Origin of the sequence: Streptomyces naganishii JCM 4654 (assembly GCF_014650575.1) — a bacterium.
Lineage (GTDB): Bacteria > Actinomycetota > Actinomycetes > Streptomycetales > Streptomycetaceae > Streptomyces > Streptomyces naganishii.
On the sequence record NZ_BMVF01000003.1, the window covers coordinates 254698 to 271221 of the forward strand.

Annotated in this window: 14 protein-coding genes and 1 pseudogene; 11 read left to right on the forward strand and 4 right to left on the reverse strand. The window is 74.1% G+C overall.

Going from position 1 to position 16524, the window contains the following annotated elements:
• Window positions 1–70 precede the first annotated feature (70 nt).
• The 4 genes from IE217_RS06510 (at window position 71) to IE217_RS06525 (ending at window position 4742) form a co-directional block, all read left to right on the forward strand.
• A complete protein-coding gene (locus tag IE217_RS06510) occupies window positions 71–511 on the forward strand; it encodes a DUF6643 family protein (protein ID WP_190176751.1) in 441 nt (146 codons plus the stop codon).
• 41 nt (window positions 512–552) lie between these two features.
• Window positions 553–1377: an MOSC domain-containing protein gene (locus IE217_RS06515; protein WP_190176752.1), complete on the forward strand. Its 825-nt coding sequence runs from the start codon at window positions 553–555 to the stop codon at window positions 1375–1377.
• 167 nt (window positions 1378–1544) lie between these two features.
• A complete protein-coding gene (locus IE217_RS06520; RefSeq protein WP_190176753.1) occupies window positions 1545–2150 on the forward strand; it encodes an Rv1733c family protein in 606 nt (201 codons plus the stop codon).
• Window positions 2151–2303: 153 nt separating this feature from the next.
• Window positions 2304–4742, forward strand: coding sequence for a right-handed parallel beta-helix repeat-containing protein (locus tag IE217_RS06525; RefSeq protein WP_190176754.1), 2439 nt, complete (start codon window positions 2304–2306; stop codon window positions 4740–4742).
• Here the strand turns inward: IE217_RS06525 and IE217_RS06530 are convergent.
• Window positions 4712–7100 (reverse strand): annotated as a pseudogene (locus IE217_RS06530) (hypothetical protein). The gene IE217_RS06525 and the pseudogene IE217_RS06530 overlap by 31 nt on opposite strands.
• A 367-nt stretch (window positions 7101–7467) precedes the next feature.
• Here IE217_RS06530 and IE217_RS06535 point away from each other — a divergent pair.
• Window positions 7468–8295 (forward strand): DeoR/GlpR family DNA-binding transcription regulator, encoded by an 828-nt coding sequence (locus IE217_RS06535; protein ID WP_190176755.1) that lies wholly within the window; start codon window positions 7468–7470, stop codon window positions 8293–8295.
• Between the two features lie 71 nt (window positions 8296–8366).
• Entirely contained in the window at window positions 8367–8834 is a 468-nt protein-coding gene (locus IE217_RS06540; RefSeq protein WP_190176756.1) for an SRPBCC family protein, read from the forward strand.
• Between the two features lie 59 nt (window positions 8835–8893).
• Here IE217_RS06540 and IE217_RS06545 read toward each other — a convergent pair whose 3' ends face one another.
• Entirely contained in the window at window positions 8894–10021 is a 1128-nt protein-coding gene (locus IE217_RS06545; RefSeq protein ID WP_190176757.1) for a PLP-dependent cysteine synthase family protein, read from the reverse strand.
• A 299-nt stretch (window positions 10022–10320) separates the two neighbouring features.
• On the opposite strand from IE217_RS06545, the gene IE217_RS06550 reads away from it, so the two are divergent.
• Together IE217_RS06550 and IE217_RS06555 are read left to right on the forward strand one after the other, a co-directional pair.
• On the forward strand, window positions 10321–10644 hold the full coding sequence (locus IE217_RS06550; protein ID WP_190176758.1) for a hypothetical protein: 324 nt from the start codon (window positions 10321–10323) through the stop codon (window positions 10642–10644).
• A gap of 196 nt (window positions 10645–10840) precedes the next feature.
• On the forward strand, window positions 10841–11380 hold the full coding sequence (locus IE217_RS06555) for an ATP-binding protein (RefSeq protein ID WP_190176759.1): 540 nt from the start codon (window positions 10841–10843) through the stop codon (window positions 11378–11380).
• Between the two features lie 502 nt (window positions 11381–11882).
• On the opposite strand, the gene proS is transcribed toward IE217_RS06555, so the two are convergent.
• Entirely contained in the window at window positions 11883–13295 is a 1413-nt protein-coding gene (gene proS, locus IE217_RS06560; RefSeq protein WP_190176760.1) for a proline--tRNA ligase, read from the reverse strand.
• Window positions 13296–13538: 243 nt separating this feature from the next.
• Window positions 13539–13829, reverse strand: a complete 291-nt coding sequence (locus IE217_RS06565) for an SHOCT domain-containing protein (protein WP_190176761.1) — start codon at window positions 13827–13829, stop codon at window positions 13539–13541.
• Between the two features lie 157 nt (window positions 13830–13986).
• On the opposite strand from IE217_RS06565, the gene IE217_RS06570 reads away from it, so the two are divergent.
• The 3 genes from IE217_RS06570 to IE217_RS06580 are packed head-to-tail and all read left to right on the forward strand — an operon-like array spanning window position 13987 to window position 16101.
• Window positions 13987–14580 (forward strand): TetR/AcrR family transcriptional regulator, encoded by a 594-nt coding sequence (locus IE217_RS06570; protein WP_229865069.1) that lies wholly within the window; start codon window positions 13987–13989, stop codon window positions 14578–14580.
• 16 nt (window positions 14581–14596) lie between these two features.
• Entirely contained in the window at window positions 14597–15193 is a 597-nt protein-coding gene (locus IE217_RS06575) for a DUF4865 family protein (protein ID WP_190176763.1), read from the forward strand.
• Window positions 15190–16101 (forward strand): phosphotriesterase family protein, encoded by a 912-nt coding sequence (locus IE217_RS06580; protein WP_190176764.1) that lies wholly within the window; start codon window positions 15190–15192, stop codon window positions 16099–16101. The genes IE217_RS06575 and IE217_RS06580 overlap by 4 nt, the downstream gene beginning before the upstream one ends.
• The last annotated feature ends 423 nt before the right edge of the window (window positions 16102–16524 follow it).

Sequence of the window (16524 nt, forward strand, 5' to 3'; positions counted from 1 at the left end):
CCGCCGACACGGAAAACAACCCTCTTATCGGTCTCCCCAACCAGCACATCGTGGGCTTAACTTATGTGCCATGACCTCCCCCCGCTCCACTTATGGCGGCGGTTACTACTCCGCGTCGCCTTTCCCGGACACCCCGATCTACGACTCGCTCGTGGCCGAGCGGGGCACCCCGCAGATCGCCCCGATCCGGGTCCCCGCGCCGTACGACACGAGCAGCAGCCACCTGCCCGCGCTCCCCTCGGCCCTGCCCGCCCTCCCGGCAGCCCCGTCCCAGCCCTCCTACGGTTACCCGCAGGCGCCGCAGCCCGCCCCGCTGCAGCAGGCGCCGGCGGCGTACTACATCCCGCAGCAGGCCTCGGCCCCGCGCGGGTATCCCGGCCAGCCGCAGCCGCAGCCCCCGCGCCCGATGATGGGCGGCACGGGCTACGAGGCGATGCGTCCAGCCGCTCCCCGTCCCGCCGCGGCGCCCTACCAGGACCCGTACAACAACCAGCAGTACCGCGGTTACTGATCCGCTCCCCGGCCGTCCGCGCCGCCTGGCAGGATGAGGTCATGGGGAATGCGGAGCTGCGGTCGATCCACCTCTATCCGGTCAAGGCGTTCCGGGGCCTCGCGCCCCGGGAGGCCGTGGTGGAGCCCTGGGGGCTGGCCGGGGACCGGCGCTGGGCACTGATCGACGACGGGGGAAAGGTCGTCACCCAACGCCAGCAGCCACACCTCGCGTTGGCCGCCGCCGAGCCCGTGCCCGGCGGCGGTCTCCGTCTGTCCGCGCCCGGGCGCGACCCGCTGACGGTGCACGCCCCCCGGCCGGGGGCCACGGTGACCGTGGACATCTTCGGCGACAAGGTCGAGGCCGTTCCGGCCGGCCCCGCCGCGCACGCCTGGTGCAGCGAGTACGTGGGCGCGGACGTGCGCCTGCTGCACATGGACGACCCCGCCACGCGCCGGCCCGTCGACCCCGACTACGCGCTGCCCGGCGAGACGGTGAGCTTCGCCGACGGCTTCCCGCTGCTGCTCACCGCCGTCTCCTCGCTCGACTCCCTCAACTCCCTGATCGCCGAGGGCGATCACGCCGACGAGGGCCCGCTGCCCATGAACCGCTTCCGGCCGAGCGTGGTGGTCGCGGGCACCACCGCCTGGGCCGAGGACGACTGGCGGCGCGTCGCGATCGGCGAGGTGACCTTCCGGGTCGCCAAGACGTGCGGCCGCTGCGTGGTGACCACCACCGACCAGGCCACCGCCGAACGCGGCAAGGAGCCGCTGCGCACGCTCGGCCGCCACAGGCGCTTCGGCGGCGAGCTGGTCTTCGGGCAGAACCTCGTGCCGGAGTCCACCGGCGTCCTCCGGATCGGCGACCCGGTGGCGATCCTGGAGTGATCCGCCCGGCGCGTCCGGGAACCACCGGCCGGGGCCGGGCCGTTGTGATGTCGGCGGACCAGTCCGCGAGGCGCCGGCCGGGGGGTGATTTCGCTCTCTCTTCGGCCGGTTCCACGGGCGAAGGGCTCCGCCGGGGGTTATCACGGAGCGGGAAGGGGGTGGGGGCCTTGCGGGCAGTGGGCGGTCTGTGGCGCTGGCGGCACAATCCGCTGCGGCGCACAACGGACCTGGTCGAGTCCTGGGTGGCCCTGGTGTCGCTGCTGCTGATCCTGGTCGCCGCCCCCGTGATCGGCTCGCTCGTCGGCTTCGCCGCCCAGGACGCGCTCCAGCAGTCCGTGCGCGAGCAGCGCGCGGCCCGCCACCTCGTCACGGCCACCATCACCGGCAAGGCGGCCGAAGCGGCGCCCGCGCCGGCTCCGGAGAGCGCTTCCGGGCGGGACTCCGGCAGCCGGGTCGCCGCCGACTGGACCGCCCCCGACGGCACCCGGCGGCACGGCCAGCTCACCACGACCCTCAACCACCCGCACACCGGCGACCACTTCACCCTGTGGACGGACGAGCACGGCACGATGGTGACCCGTCCCCTGGACTCCGCCACCGCCACCACGCACGCGGTCATCGCCGGACTCGGCGCGGCGATGCTCTCCGCGGGCCTCTTCGAGAGCATACGCAGACTGATCGTCTGGCGGCTGGTGCGCCGCAGATACGCCCGCTGGGACCAGGCATGGGACCGCGCCGGCCCCGACTGGGGCCGTACCGGCACCGGCAGCTGACGGCCTTCCGGCTCCGGTCAACCGACCGCCCGCGCGCACGCTACGGTGGACCGGCCGACGCACTCGGCATCAGGTCCACGCGCGCGAGCCACCGGGGAGCTCTCCGAAGGCGAACGAGCCGTCAGCACGACGAGGTGGGGGCACAGCAACGCCATGGCACAGGGCACGGTCCAGGTGACGCACACCGGCACATCGCGGTGGCGGCGCCGCACGGGGGAGTACGCATCGCTCGCCGCCGCCCTGGAGGCCGCGGCGGACGGCGACGTCCTCACCGTCGCCCCGGGCACCTACCGCGAGAACCTCGTCGTCCAGCGGGCGGTGACCCTGCGCGGCCCGGAGGGCTCCCCCGGTTCGGTGCGCATCGCGCCCGCGGACGGGGTGCCGCTGACCGTGCGGGCCTCGGCGGTGGTGCAGGACCTGCACGTGGAGGGCCAGGACGCGGCCGCGCCAGCGCTGCTGGTCGAGGAGGGCGCGCCCGAGCTCAGGGACGTGCGGATCGTCACCCGGTCCGCGGCGGGCATCGAGGTGCGCGGCGGCGCCCGGCCGACCGTGCGGCGCTGCTCCGTCGACAATCCGGCCGGCATCGGCATCGCCGTACTGGACGGCGGCGGCGGGGTGTTCGAGGAGTGCGAGGTCGTCGCGGCGGGACAGGCCGCGGTGGCGGTGCACGGCGGCGCGCACCCCCGCCTGGAGCGTTGCCGCGTGCACCATGCCTCGGGTTCGGGCCTGACCGTGACCGGCGACAACTCCGCGCTGGAGGCGGTCGGTTGCGAGGTCTACGAGGTGCGGGGCAGCGGCGTCCAGGTCACCGCGCGGGCCACCGCCCACCTCACCGACTGCGAGGTGCACCGCACCACCGCGGACGGCGTCACGCTCGACACGGACGCCGTGCTGACGCTGGCCGACTGCCGCATCCACGACATCCCGGAGAACGCGGTGGACCTGCGGTCGCGTTCGGTGCTGACGCTGAAGCGGACGACGGTGCGTCAGTTCGGGCGCAACGGCCTGTCCGTGTGGGACCCGGGGACCCGCGTGGACGCCAACCAGTGCGAGATCTTCGACAGCACCGGCGACTACCCGGCGGTGTGGGTCAGCGACGGCGCGACCGCGGTCCTGGACTCCTGCCGGGTGCACGACGTGCCGGACGCGCTGTTCGTGCTGGACCGCGGCTCCCGCGCGGACGTGGTGGACAGCGACCTCACCCAGGTGCGCAACACCGCGGTGTCGGTGAGCGACGGCGCCACCGCGCAGCTCGACGACTGCCGCATCAGCCAGGCGGCCACCGGCGCCTGGTTCCGCGACCACGGCAGCGGGGGCACGCTCAGCAACTGCACGGTGGACGGCACCCAGACCGGCGTGATCGTCACCAAGGGCGCCGACCCCACCGTCGAGCGCTGCACGGTCTCCAACCCCGCCGAGGCCGGTTTCTACGTGTCGGCGGGCGGCCGCGGCAGCTTCCTGGGCTGCCGGGTGACGGGCAGCGGCGGCTACGGCTTCCATGTGATCGACGGCTGCCGTACGACGTTGCGCAAGTGCCGTACGGAGCGCTGCGCGCGCGGGGGTTACGAGTTCGCGGACGGTGGCGCCGACGCCGGGCCGGGTTCCGGACCCGTGGTCGAGGACTGCTCCAGCGACGAGAGCGGCGGGGTGCGCCCGCCGGCGGCCCGGGAGACGGCCGTGCAGACGACGAGTCCGTCGCCCGGTCTGCTGGGCGCGATCCCCGGCCAGCGCAGCACCGAGCAGGAGCCGGCGGTGACCGCCCCCGAGCCGGAGGCGTCCGCGCGCAGCGCCAAGGACGTGCTGGGCGCGCTCGACGCGCTGGTGGGCCTGGACAGCGTGAAGCGGGAGGTGCGCGCCCTCACCGACATGATCGAGGTGGGCCGGCGCCGGCAGCGGGCGGGCCTGAAGGCCGCCTCGGTCAAGCGGCACCTGGTCTTCACCGGCTCGCCGGGCACCGGCAAGACGACGGTCGCCCGTCTCTACGGCGAGATCCTCGCCTCCCTGGGCGTCCTCGACAAGGGGCATCTGGTCGAGGTGTCCCGCGTCGACCTGGTCGGCGAGCACATCGGCTCCACCGCCATCCGCACCCAGGAAGCCTTCGAACGCGCGCGCGGCGGGGTGCTGTTCATCGACGAGGCGTACGCCCTCTCGCCCGAGGACGCGGGCCGCGACTTCGGCAAGGAGGCCATCGACACGCTGGTGAAGCTGATGGAGGACCACCGGGACGCGGTAGTGGTGATCGTCGCCGGCTACACCGCCGAGATGGAGCGCTTCCTGTCCGTCAACCCGGGTGTGGCGTCCCGCTTCTCCCGCACCATCACCTTCGGCGACTACGGTCCCGAGGAGCTGCTGCGGATCGTGGAGCAGCAGGCCGAGGAGCACGAGTACCGGCTGGCGCCGGGAACGGCCGAGGCGCTGCTGAAGTACTTCACCGAGATCCCGAAGGGCGCCGCGTTCGGCAACGGCCGTACCGCGCGCCAGACCTTCGAGGCCATGGTGGAGCGGCACGCGGGCCGGGTGGCCCAGTTCGCCGACCCGAGCACGGACGACCTGACGCTGCTCTACGCCGAGGACCTGCCCGCGCTGCCCTGAGCGCCGCCGGGCAGGCTCCGGCCGCGGCGCGGTGTGGGCAGGTCCGGGTGGAGGCGGGCGAGCAGGCGTGCGCGTTCCTCGGCGAAGGCGGGGTCGGCCTGGTAGTCGGAGTGGCCGAGGATCGGTGCGGGCAGCGGATGCCGTGCGGTGCGGCCGTAGGCGAGCGGGTCCTTCAGCGGGGCGCGGTCGACGGCGGCGCCGCTGTCGCCGGGCGGCGCGACCGGGCCGCCGATGGGGTCGGTGAGCCGGTACAGGTTGCGCCAGCAGTCGACGTCGCGGTGCAGGGCGCCGAGGGCGGCCGGCCCGAAGTGGGCGGGGAACCAGCGGCCGTAGAGCCGGGTGAGCGGGGAGCCGTAGGTCAACAGCGCCACCCGCCGGCGCACCGCGGGGGTGAGCTGCCAGGCCGCGGCGGCGGCCAGCACGCTGCCCTGGGAGTGCCCGGACAGCACCAGCCGGCCGCCGGTGGCGCGCGTCCAGGTGGCCATGCGCCAGGTGAGGTCGGGCACCGCGCGTTCGGCGTAGCAGGGCGGGGCGAAGGGGTGGGCGGCGCGCGGCCAGAAGGTGCCGACGTCCCAGAGGATGCCGATGGTGCGCCGGGCGGAGGCGTCCTTGTAGGCGCGGCGCCCCCAGGTGACCAGGAGTACGAAGCCGAGTCCGACCAGCCAGGACCCGAGGGCCTGCGCGGTGTCGGACGCGCCCTGGACCAGCGGGTGGGCGCCTCGCGCGGCGCCGGCCGGGGTGCGGTGGCCGGTCAGGGCGCCCGCCAGCGCGGCGCCCCCGAGCAGGAGGGTGGCCAGGGAGGTGACGCCCACGACGAGGGGAGCGTCGTCGGTGAGGGTCGCCATGGCGCGGGTGCGGGCGATCCGGCGGGTGCGTTCGGGGTCCTCGGGCTCGTCCGGGTAGTCCCGGCGGACCGTGGCGCTCGGCGCGGGCCAGCCGCCGGGCGCGGCCGGCGAGGCGTGCGCCGAGCACCAGCAGGAGCAGCAGCAGGGGCGGGATGACGGAGGCCTGCCAGGTCAGCAGTACCGGCGGGCCGGGGATCGAGCCGCCGGTGCCGTCCATCCAGTCGGCCACGCGCTGGGCTACCCCGCCGGACATCACCCCGCCGAGCGCGCACGCCAGTGTGGCGACGGCGGGGCCGCCCTGCCCGTGTAACGCGGCGCGGGGGTCGGGGGCGGTGCGGTACAGGGCGTGGGCGGTGACGGCGAGCAGCACGACCAGCAGGCCCTGGGCCAGGGCGATCCCGCCGAACGTGGTGTCGCCGGCCAGCCGGCCCGTGGAGTGCCAGGCCGGGCGCGGCCAGCCCGCGTACACGGCGGTGAGAAGGAGCAGCAGCAGCGCGGCGAGCGGGAGCCGCCGTACGAGGTGGCGGTCCAGCCGCCGGTCGGGCCGGTGCTCGCTGCGGCCCCGGCGGCAGACGACGCCCACCACCACGGCGGCGAGCGCGACGAGCGCGGCGTGCAGGCTCCAGCCGAGGACGTCCAGGGCCGTCGGGCCGCCGGGACGGCGGTCGAAGGCGGCCGCGGGCGCGGCGACGGCCGCGGCGACGGTGAGCAGGCCCGCGGCGGTGTGGGCGGCGCGCAGCCGGGCCACGAGGCGGCGGCCGTACCAGAAGCCGGGCCGGCCGAGCGGCCCCCCGGCGCCGGTCTCCTCCGGCTCCGGCCCGCCGGCGCCGGTCTCCTCCGGCTCGGCGTCCCGGGACATCGGCTGCTGGGACTCGTAGGCGCTCCAGGTGCGGTGGGAGAGGTACCACAGCAGGGCCGTGAGGGCGGCGGGGACGAGGGCGGCGAGGGAGAGACGGCGGCCGGGCGCGCTCCACCAGCCGCCGCCCGCCGGCGACAGGAAGCCGAGCCAGGAATGCCGTGCCGCACACGCGCGCGTGCCCGCGCACTGCCAGGCGGCCAGGTCGAGGGCGACCTCGCAGGCGGCGGCGACGAGCAGCACGGTGAGGGTGAGGCCGGCCAGCCGTACGAGCAGCCCGTACAGGCGCACGGTGCGGGGGCGTGAGTGGGCCGTGGGGCGCATCCAGTGGGCGAGGTTGACGACCATGAACGGCAGGAGCAGCAGCCACAGCGCGCGGGCGCCGTTGCCGGAGGTGAGGTTGCACCACACGTACGCCTCCGGCACCGGCTCGGCGCGCCGCCCGGCGGGGCGGTCCTCGGCGTCGGCGTCGGCCGCGCGGCGGAAGACCGCCGCCGTGTCGTCCCCGGTGATCCGCACGGTGCGCGGGTCGTCGAGCATCTTCTCGGGCGTGGTGCCGCCGACTCCGTGGACCAGGAGTTCCAGGGCGGTCTCCGCCGGCTCGGGCGGCTCGGGGGCCCCGGCCCCGGCCGCCGCGCGTTGCTGCGCACGTTCCACTGTTCGCCGCTCCCCCGTGACGCACCGTCGGGCCGTGTCCGTGCGGGCCCGTGGCACCAGGATCCCGGTCGGGGCACGCCGGCACAGCCCCTGGGACGCGATGTCCCCGATCCGGGTGACAGCGGCGTGCGGCGACACCGGCGTACGGCGACACCGGGGCGACGGTGACGGCGGGACGGCGGCGACAGCGACGGCGACGGCGTGTGTATGGCATGAGCGCGCCGAGGTGGGCGGTGGCGCGCCGGACGGCCACCCGTGAAAGGATGGGACGCCCGCACACCGGTGACGTGACGGATTCGGACCTCCTCGCCGGGGCGCGTGCGCGAAGCGGGTCGGTCGGCTTGAGGCGAGAGGAACCGGAGCACACGTGAGTGAGAATCAGAACCTCCTCGCGGAGCAGCGGCGCGCCCTGATTCTGGACGAGGTCCGGCGCCGCGGCGGTGTCCGGGTCAACGAGCTGACCCGCAAGCTGGGCGTGTCGGACATGACCGTCCGCCGCGACCTCGACGCGCTGGCCCGCCAGGGCATGCTCGAGAAGGTGCACGGCGGCGCGGTCCCGGTCCTGGAGGCGAGCACGCACGAGCCGGGCTTCGAGGCGAAGTCCGGTCTCGAGCTGACCGCCAAGGAGGACATCGCGCGGGCGGCGGCCCGGCTGGTCGCGCCGGGCACGGCGATCGCCCTGTCGGGCGGTACGACGACGTACGCGCTGGCCCATCATCTGCTGGACGTGCCGGACCTGACCGTGGTGACCAACTCGGTGCGGGTGGCGGACGTCTTCCACGCGGCGCACCGCACCTCCGGTCAGCGGCCGGGTGCGGCGACCGTGGTGCTGACCGGCGGGGTGCGCACCCCGTCCGACTCGCTGGTGGGGCCGGTGGCCGACCAGGCCATCGCCGCGCTCCACTTCGACATGCTGTTCCTCGGGGTGCACGGGATATCGGCCGAGGCCGGGCTGTCCACGCCGAACCTGGCGGAGGCCGAGACCAACCGGCGGCTGGTGCAGTCGGCCCGCCGGGTCGTGGTGGTCGCCGACCACACCAAGTGGGGTGTGGTGGGGCTGAGTTCGTTCGCCGGGCTGCACCAGGTGGACACTCTGGTGACGGACGCGGGGCTGCCGGACGACGCGCGCGCGGAGGTCGCGGAGCAGTTGCGGCTGGTGGTGGCGGGCGAGCCGGAGGACGGGGCAGACATCTGAGGGGCCGTCAGCTACGCTGAGCGGCGCCCGGCCGACCCACCGCCGGCCGCCGCCAGGAGGGGGTTGCGTCCATGGTTCGCCGTCTGCGCCCGGTGGGAATCGACTTCGTCGAGACCGCCCCCGTACGCCTGGTCTTCGCGCGCGAGATCCGGGCCGCCCCCGAGCGGGTCTACCGCGCGCTCGCCGAGGACGTGCCGGGCTGGTCCGACTGGTTCTCGGCGGTGACGTCGGCGCGGCCGACCGACCTCGGGCGCGAGGTGCGGCTGCGGGGCGGGACGTGGTTCGAGGAGACGGTGCTGGCCGCAAAGGAGGCCGAGGTCTACGCCTACCGCGTGGACGCCACCAACGCGCCTGGCCTACGGGCCCTGGCCGAGGAGTGGCGGCTCACGCCCGCGGGCGGCGGGACCCGGGTCCAGTGGACGTTCGCGGTGGACGGCACGGCCGCGCTGCGGCTCCTGCTCACCGTCGGCCGCGCGGGCCTCGGCCGAGCCTTCCGGGACGCGGTGACCGCGCTGGACCGGCGCCTGGCGGCGGGCTGAGGAGGGCGCGCGCGGGCGCACGTGGCGGGCGGTTCGGTGAGGTGCGCGATGCGTGCGGCTCAGCCCTGCGGCCATTCGCCGGTCGTGAGGAAGGCGTCGATGGTCCGCGCGTAGGGGGCGATGTCCAGGTCCTGGGCGGCCAGCCAGGCGTCCGAGTAGTACTTGTCGAGGTAGCGGTCGCCCGGGTCGCACAGCAGCGTGACCACGCTCCCCCGCTCGCCCGCCGCCACCATCCCGGCGACGATCCTCAGGGCGCTCCACAGGCCGGTGCCGGTGGAACCGCCCGCCTTGCGGCCGATGGCGTGCTCCAGGGCGCGTACGGCGGCGACGGCGGCCGCGTCCGGCACCTTCATCATGCGGTCGATCGCGCCGGGCACGAAGCTCGGCTCCATGCGGGGCCGGCCGATGCCCTCGATGCGTGAGCCGCAGTCGCAGGTGACGTCCGTGTCGCCGGTCGTCCAGCCCTCGAAGAAGCAGGAGTTGTCCGGGTCGGCGACGCAGATGCGGGTGTCGTACTGCATGTAGTGCACATAGCGCGCGAGGGTCGCGGAGGTGCCGCCGGTGCCCGCCGTGGCCACGATCCAGGCCGGCTCCGGGAAGCGCTCCAACTCCAGCTGGCGGAAGATGGATTCGGCGATGTTGTTGTTGCCGCGCCAGTCGGTGGCCCGCTCCGCGTAGGTGAACTGGTCCATGTAGTGGCCGCCGGTCTCGGCCGCGAGCGCGGCGGAGGCCTCGTACATCGTGCGCGGATCGTCCACGAAGTGACAGCGGCCGCCGTGGAATTCGATCAGCCGGCACTTCTCGGCGCTGGTGGTGCGGGGCATGACCGCGACGAAGGGGACGCCGATCAGCTTGGCGAAGTACGCCTCGGACACGGCCGTGGAACCGCTGGAGGCCTCGATCACCGGGCGTCCGGGACGGATCCAGCCGTTGCACAGACCGTAGAGGAACAACGAGCGCGCCAGACGGTGCTTGAGGCTGCCGGTGGGGTGGGTGGACTCGTCCTTGAGGTACAGGTCGATGCCCCACTCCTCGGGCAGCGGGTAGCGCAGCAGGTGGGTGTCGGCGGAGCGGTTGGCGTCGGCCTGGACCTTGCGCACGGCTTCTTTCAGCCAGCCGCGGTAGCCGGCGTCGCTGCGGTCGACGTCGAGGGTTTCGCCGGTCCGGCGCTGCTCGGTGCTACTCACGGCGGGACTCCTTGGGCTGGGCGCCGACGGCGTGTCGCGCGGCCGGACGCAACCGATGATAGACGGCTTCCGTACGCTTCTCACCTGCATAAACGCCCCTTTGAGGGTCTCAAAGAGAGGGCTTGGGCATGGCACGCCAGAAGCCTGCGGGGGGCGATCGAGCGCACGGGTGGGGGCGCATTCGGCCGAGTGCTCCGGGCGCCGGTCGGGAACGCGCCGCGTGCACTGGTGCTCCGTGCCGAAGGGGGGCAGACTGCACGGCGCGGGACGCGAGGACCCGTGCGAGGGGGCGGGGAAGGATGGCGAAGGCGGAGTTCACGGCGACGGGTGTGGGGATCGGCAGACGGCTGCGGTCGCTCACGCGGGCCGGGCGGGTCCGGATCGCCGACGGCAGGCTGGAGTTGCTCAACAGCTGCGGCAGCGAGATCGACAGCGCGCCGCTGCGGGCGGTGCGCGCCTCCAGGCCGTGGTTCGCGCCGGAGGGCCGGGCACTCGCCGACCTCGACGGCACGCGGTACGTGCTGACCCTCGGCGGCCGGGACCCCGCTCCCGGGGAGCCGGGACCGCCCGCCGCGCACCGGTTCGTCGAGGCCGTGCGCAGGGCGTCGGGGCGGCGCGGCTGAGCGGCCGGGAAGGTGGCTCGAAGTTGCGGTACCGAACCCCTTGCGTCACGCTGGTCTCACGTCACTCTGGGTTTACCGGCGATAACGCTGCGAACCAGCCCGCCGGCCACGACAGCAGGCGGCAGCGTCACGCAGGCGCCCTGCTGCATCCGAAACGTCGTGTTCTTCCGGACCTCAACGTCGGGGAGTCGCAGCCGTGATCAGTCACCCAAGCAGGCACTGCACGGTGGAGCTCCAAGCCCTGCCGTCGCGGATCGGCCAGGTCCGCAGAATCGTATCGGCGCATCTGCGCTACTGGCATCTGGACGCTCTGATAGACCGGGCCGCGCTCGGTGTGACGGAGCTGCTGACCAACGTCCACCAGCACGCCCGGCCCGACAAGCTGTGCACCGTCGAGCTGGAGTTGCTGCTCGACCGGCTCACCGTGTCCGTACGCGACCACGATCCACGTCTTCCGGTCGTGGAGGAGATGGGCGAGATCGCGCCGCTCGCCACCGAGGGGCGCGGGCTGGCCATGGTGGCCGCGATGAGCGAGAGCTGGGGTGCTCGTCCGGACGGGGAGGACGGCAAGGTGGTGTGGTTCACCCTGCCGACCTCCGCCGCGCCCGTCGCGGTGCCGGCGCGGGCGCCACGGCTGGTGGCCGCGGACCAGCCCGCCCGCCGCTTCACCGAAGCCGGCCCCGCCCTCGAGGGCGCCCGCCCCGCCGCCCCGGCCCGGTCCGCCGTTGCCGGCTGACCCCGGCCAACGCACCCACCACCGTGGCGCCCACCCACGCGCCCCGACCGACCCACGCCGGCCCGGACAGCCCCCGGGCCGGCCCACGGACCCGCGCCACCCACGGCGGGGGGACCAGCGCCACCCGGTGCGCCGCACGCCGGGCCACCGGGCTATTCGCGGCCTGAGCCACGGGCCGGTTCGCGGCCCGGGCCATGGACGGCCTCGCGGGCGGGGCCGGTGACCGGCTCGCGGGCGGGGCCGCTGGCTGCCTCGCGGGTGGGGCCGGTGGCCGCCCTGTGGATGCGGCCGGTGACCGGCTCGCGGGTAGGGCCCGGTCACCGAATCGCCGGCCGGTCACGGCCCGGCAGGCCAGTTCAACTTCGCGGCCGGCGGGCCCGGCCAGGGTCTGCGCCCCCTTCGCGATCCGGAAGCGCCCGACGACGTCGACGAGGAGGCATGAGCCCGTCGGCGAAAGCCTGTTTCGGCTCTGGAGCCCCACCGCCGTGGCACCCACGTCCGGTCAATAGGCCCGTGCCATCACGGCGACGTTGCCCGGCTGATCGTCGGCCTCGGGTACCGAGCCGTCCGCGGCCACCAGGCACCGCACGGATACACCCTGCTCGGCGAGCCTCGCCTCGCCCTCCGGGCCCAGCCTGGCCCAGGGGATCTGCGCCCAGCCGCTGTTCACGGCCTCCTCGGCCTCCTCGATCGAGGCCACCTCAACGGTGTGGTCCTTGCGGCGCTGGTGGGACTGGGCAAGAAGCAGCGCTTGGTCGTCCTCCAGGACCCTGGGCAGCAGCGCGGAAAGCGCCTCGATCGCCATCGGCTCCTTGCTCCCCGGGATACGGCGGACCAGCACAGCGGTCCCGTTCTCCAGGTCGCGCGGCCCCACCTCGATCCGTACGGGCACGCCTTTGAGCTCCCAGTCGACCGCGCGGCGGCCGAACGGCGTGTCTGTGCGGTCGTCGACGCGCACGCGTACACCCGCTGCGCTCAACCGGTCGCCGATCTCGCGGACCTTGGCCAGAACCGCGTCGTCGCCCTTGACGGCGAGGACCACTGCCTGGATCGGGGCCAAACGTGGCGGGATGCGGAGACCGTTGTCGTCTCCGTGCATCATCACCAGTGCGCCGACCAGACGCGTGGTGGAGCCCCAGGAGGTCTGCCAGACGTATTCCTGCCGGCCGTCCTTCGACAGGTATCGCGTGTTGAAGGCTTTGGCGAAGTTCTGGCCGAGCTCGTGGCTGGTGCCCAGTTGCAAGGCCTTGCCGTCGCCCATCATGCCCTCCAGGGTGAGCGTGTTGATCGCGCCGGCGAACCGTTCCCTGGCTGTCTTGCGTCCCGGCACGACGTCCATGGCGAGGACGTTCTCCATGAAGTCGGCGTACACGTTCCGGTGGATGTGCGCGGCGTAGTCCCGGGCGTCCTCGTAGGTGGCGTGCGCGGTGTGGCCCTCCTGCCACAGGAATTCCGTTGTACGGAGGAACACGCGCGGCCGCAGTTCCCAGCGCACCACGTTGGCCCACTGGTTGATGAGCAGGGGCAGGTCGCGGTAGCTGTTCACCCACTTGGAGAAGTAGTCGTTGATGATCGTCTCGGATGTGGGGCGGACGACGACGGGCTCTTCCAGCTCTTTCCCGCCGGCGTGTGTGACGACGGCAAGTTCCGGCGCGAAGCCCTCGACGTGCTCGGCCTCCTTCGTCAGGTACGACTGCGGAATGAAGAGCGGGAAGTACGCGTTGGAGGCGCCCGCGTCTTTGATCCGGGTGTCCATCTCCTGCTGCATCCGCTCCCACAGGCCGTACCCGTACGGTCGGATGACCATGGTGCCGCGGACCGGCCCGTTGTCGGCCAGTTCGGCCTTGGTGATCAGGTCCTGGTACCAGCGGGGGAAGTCGTCCGCCCGGGGCGTGAGAACGTGCGCCTTTGCCATGGCGCGCACCGTAATGCGCGGGCTTGCCCATGCGCGAATCAATTACCTCAAGAACGGGCCGCTGACGGTTCACCAGAGTGCCCCGGCTCGCGAGACTGCTGCGCGTCCAGACGCCGAGCGCGGACATCCGCATCGGGTAGGCGAGATGCCCGCACCTGTGACGTCGGCCCGCTCGCGCGCCGGTCGGCGCGCATCGCACGTATGTGGCGGGGCGTGGCCGGTGGCGCGGGCGGAGGGCCCGTGTCAGTGGGTGCCGCCCTTGTTCGCGGTGCCGAACTGGTCGTCCAGGACCGACAGGCGGCGCCAGTACTCGTCCTCGTCGATCTCGCCGGAGGCGAAGCGGCGACCGAGGACGGCCAGGGGTGAGTCGCCTGCGGGGCGGCCGCCGGCGGCGCGCCACGGTCCGCCGGCCGTCCGCCACCCGGTGCGGCGCAGGACCGTGACCGCACCGACGATCACGGCCGCCCAGATCAGCGGGAAGAGCAGGATCCACGGCCCGGGGCCGCCGCCGTGCCAGTTGGCAAGGGTCTCCATCCCGGTTCATCTCCTCGGGGTTGTGAGCTGATGTGCTGCTTCGAGGGTCACACCCGGACCGGGTGCGGGGCGTCGTACGGCCAGCGGCAGTTGGGGTACTTCGCGCGGAGTACGGACACCCTCGACTTCTGTACCTACTGGTATGTACAGTGTCCGCATGAGCACCCCGGAACGTCTGATCGATTCCACCCGCGAGCTGCTGTGGGAGCGCGGTTACGTGGGCACGAGCCCCAAGGCGATCCTCGAGCGCGCGGGCGCCGGACAGGGCAGCATGTACCACCACTTCAAAGGAAAGCCGGACCTCGCCCTGGCCGCGATCCGGCGGACGGCCCAGGAGATGCGCGCCACCGCCGAGGCCGTGCTCGACGGCCCGGGTACGCCCTACGAGCGCATCGAGGCGTACCTGCTGCGCGAGCGCGACGTGCTGCGCGGCTGCCCGATCGGCCGGCTCACCATGGACCCGGAGGTCGTCGCCAGCCCGGAGCTGCGCGCGCCGGTCGACGAGACGCTCGACTGGCTGCGCGAACGGCTCGCCCGGATCGTCGAGGAGGGCAGGGAAAAGGGCCTGTTCGCGGCCACGCTCGACGGCGAGGAGATCGCGGCGGCCGTCCTCGCCACCGTTCAGGGCGGCTACGTCCTCGCCCGCGCCTCCGGCTCGCCCACCGCCTTCGACACCGCTGTCCGGGGACTGCTGTCGCTCCTCGCCCCGCACGAGAACCACGACCGCCCGGCCTGCGACCGTCCGGCCTGAGGGAAGGAACCCGACCATGCACGCCCTGCAGTACGAGCTGACCCTGCCCGCCGACTACGACATGGGCATCATCCGCGACCGCGTGGCCAGGATCGGGCACCTGCTCGACGACTGGGACGGGCTCGGAATCAAGGCGTACCTGATGCGCGAGCGCGGGGTGCACGGCTCGCCGGTCAACCAGTACGCGCCGTTCTACCTGTGGAACACCGTGGAGGGCATGAACTCGTTCCTGTGGGGCGGCGCCTTCCAGGGTCTCGCCGACAGTTTCGGCCGCCCGGAGGCCCAGCAGTGGACGGGCCTGGCCTATGAGGAGGGCGACGCCGCGGACGTCTCCGCGATCGGCGTGGCCGTACGGCGCCGCCGGCCGGTCCCGGAGGCGGTGGTGCTGTCCGAGCTGATGGAGGAGGCGGTACGGGAGACGCGGCGGCTGGCCGGCCAGGAGGGTGCCGTGCTCGCGGCGGCCGCCGTGGACACGCGCGCCTGGGAGCTGGTCCACTTCTCGCTCTGGGCGCGGCGGGAGGACGGGCTGCCGGACGCCGAGGGCGAGGTGTTCCAGGTGCTGCACGTGTCCCAGCCGGGTCGCAAGGCGCTGCCGAGGGGCCGCCAGTGGTGAACGGCGCCGACACGGTCCGCGTCCGTACGGTCCTCGGTGACATCCGCCCGGACGAACTGGGCGTGACCGACGCCCACGACCATCTCTTCCTGCGCAGCCCGCGGTTGCCCGGCCGGGAACTGGCCGACGTGGTCGCGGCGCGGGCCGAGCTGGCCGCGTTCCGCGCGGCGGGCGGCGCCGGCGTGGTGCAGTGGACGCCGTACGGGATGGGCCGGCGGGCCGCCGAACTGGTGCGGATCTCGCGGGCCACCGGGGTGCACGTGGTGTGCGCGACGGGGCTGCACCAGGCCGCCCACTACGACGACGAGCGGCTCACCGCGCTGCGCGGCGACGGCCTCGCCCGGCTTTTCGTGTCCGAACTGACCGAGGGCATCGGGGAGTCGGGCGCGCGGGCCGGGCTCGTCAAGGTGGCCGGCGGTTTCCACGCGCTCGACGCGCACGCCCGCTGGACGGCGAAGGCCGCCGCCGAGGCCCACCACGCCACCGGGGCGCCCGTCACCGTGCACCTCGAGATGGACGTACTGGACCTGCTGTGCGGGGAGTTGGCGGTGCCGCCGCACCGGGTGATCCTCGGGCACCTCAACCGCTCCCCCGACCCCGTGGTGCACCGCCAGGCCGCGCGGAGCGGCTGTTACCTGGCCTTCGACGGCCCCTCCCGGGCCCATCACGCGACCGACTGGCGGATGCCCGGCGCGGTGCGGGCACTGGCCGAGGCCGGTTTCGCCGACCGGCTGCTGCTCGGCGGCGACACGGTGACCGCCGGGGCCCGCTCGGTCGACGGCGGTCCCGGGATGCCGTACCTGCTGCGCCGTGTACGCCCGCGCCTGGAAGCGGAACTGGGCGCGGAGGCGGTGGACCTCATCCTGACGGCGAACCCGGCCCGCGCCTTCGCCACCGACTGGCGCTGACCGGAGGAACGGGCGGGCCGGTCGGCGCCGCGGGGACCGGGCGAGCCAGCCAGCGCCACAGGGGAACGGGCCGGGCCGGTCAGCGCCGCGGGCGCCCGAGCAGGCTGTTCAGGTCGCGGGCACCCGAAGCGCCGGCAGCGTCGCCGGCGCTGGACGGACCGGGCAGGTCACGGGACGAGGCGGCCCGGCCAGGGGCCGCACTCGCCGGACAAGCCGGGCAGACCGCGGGCGCGGCCGGAGCCGGGCAGACGGCGAACGCCGGACGCGCCGGGCGGGCCGCCCGGTACCGGCAGGACCGTGCGGAGACCAGGAACGCCCGAACCGGCCAGGCAGACCCGGAGTACCGACCGTAGCCGGGCAGACCGCGGCAGCCGGACGCGCCGGGCAGGCGGGCGGGCGGGGACCAGGCCGGGCAGGCGGCCG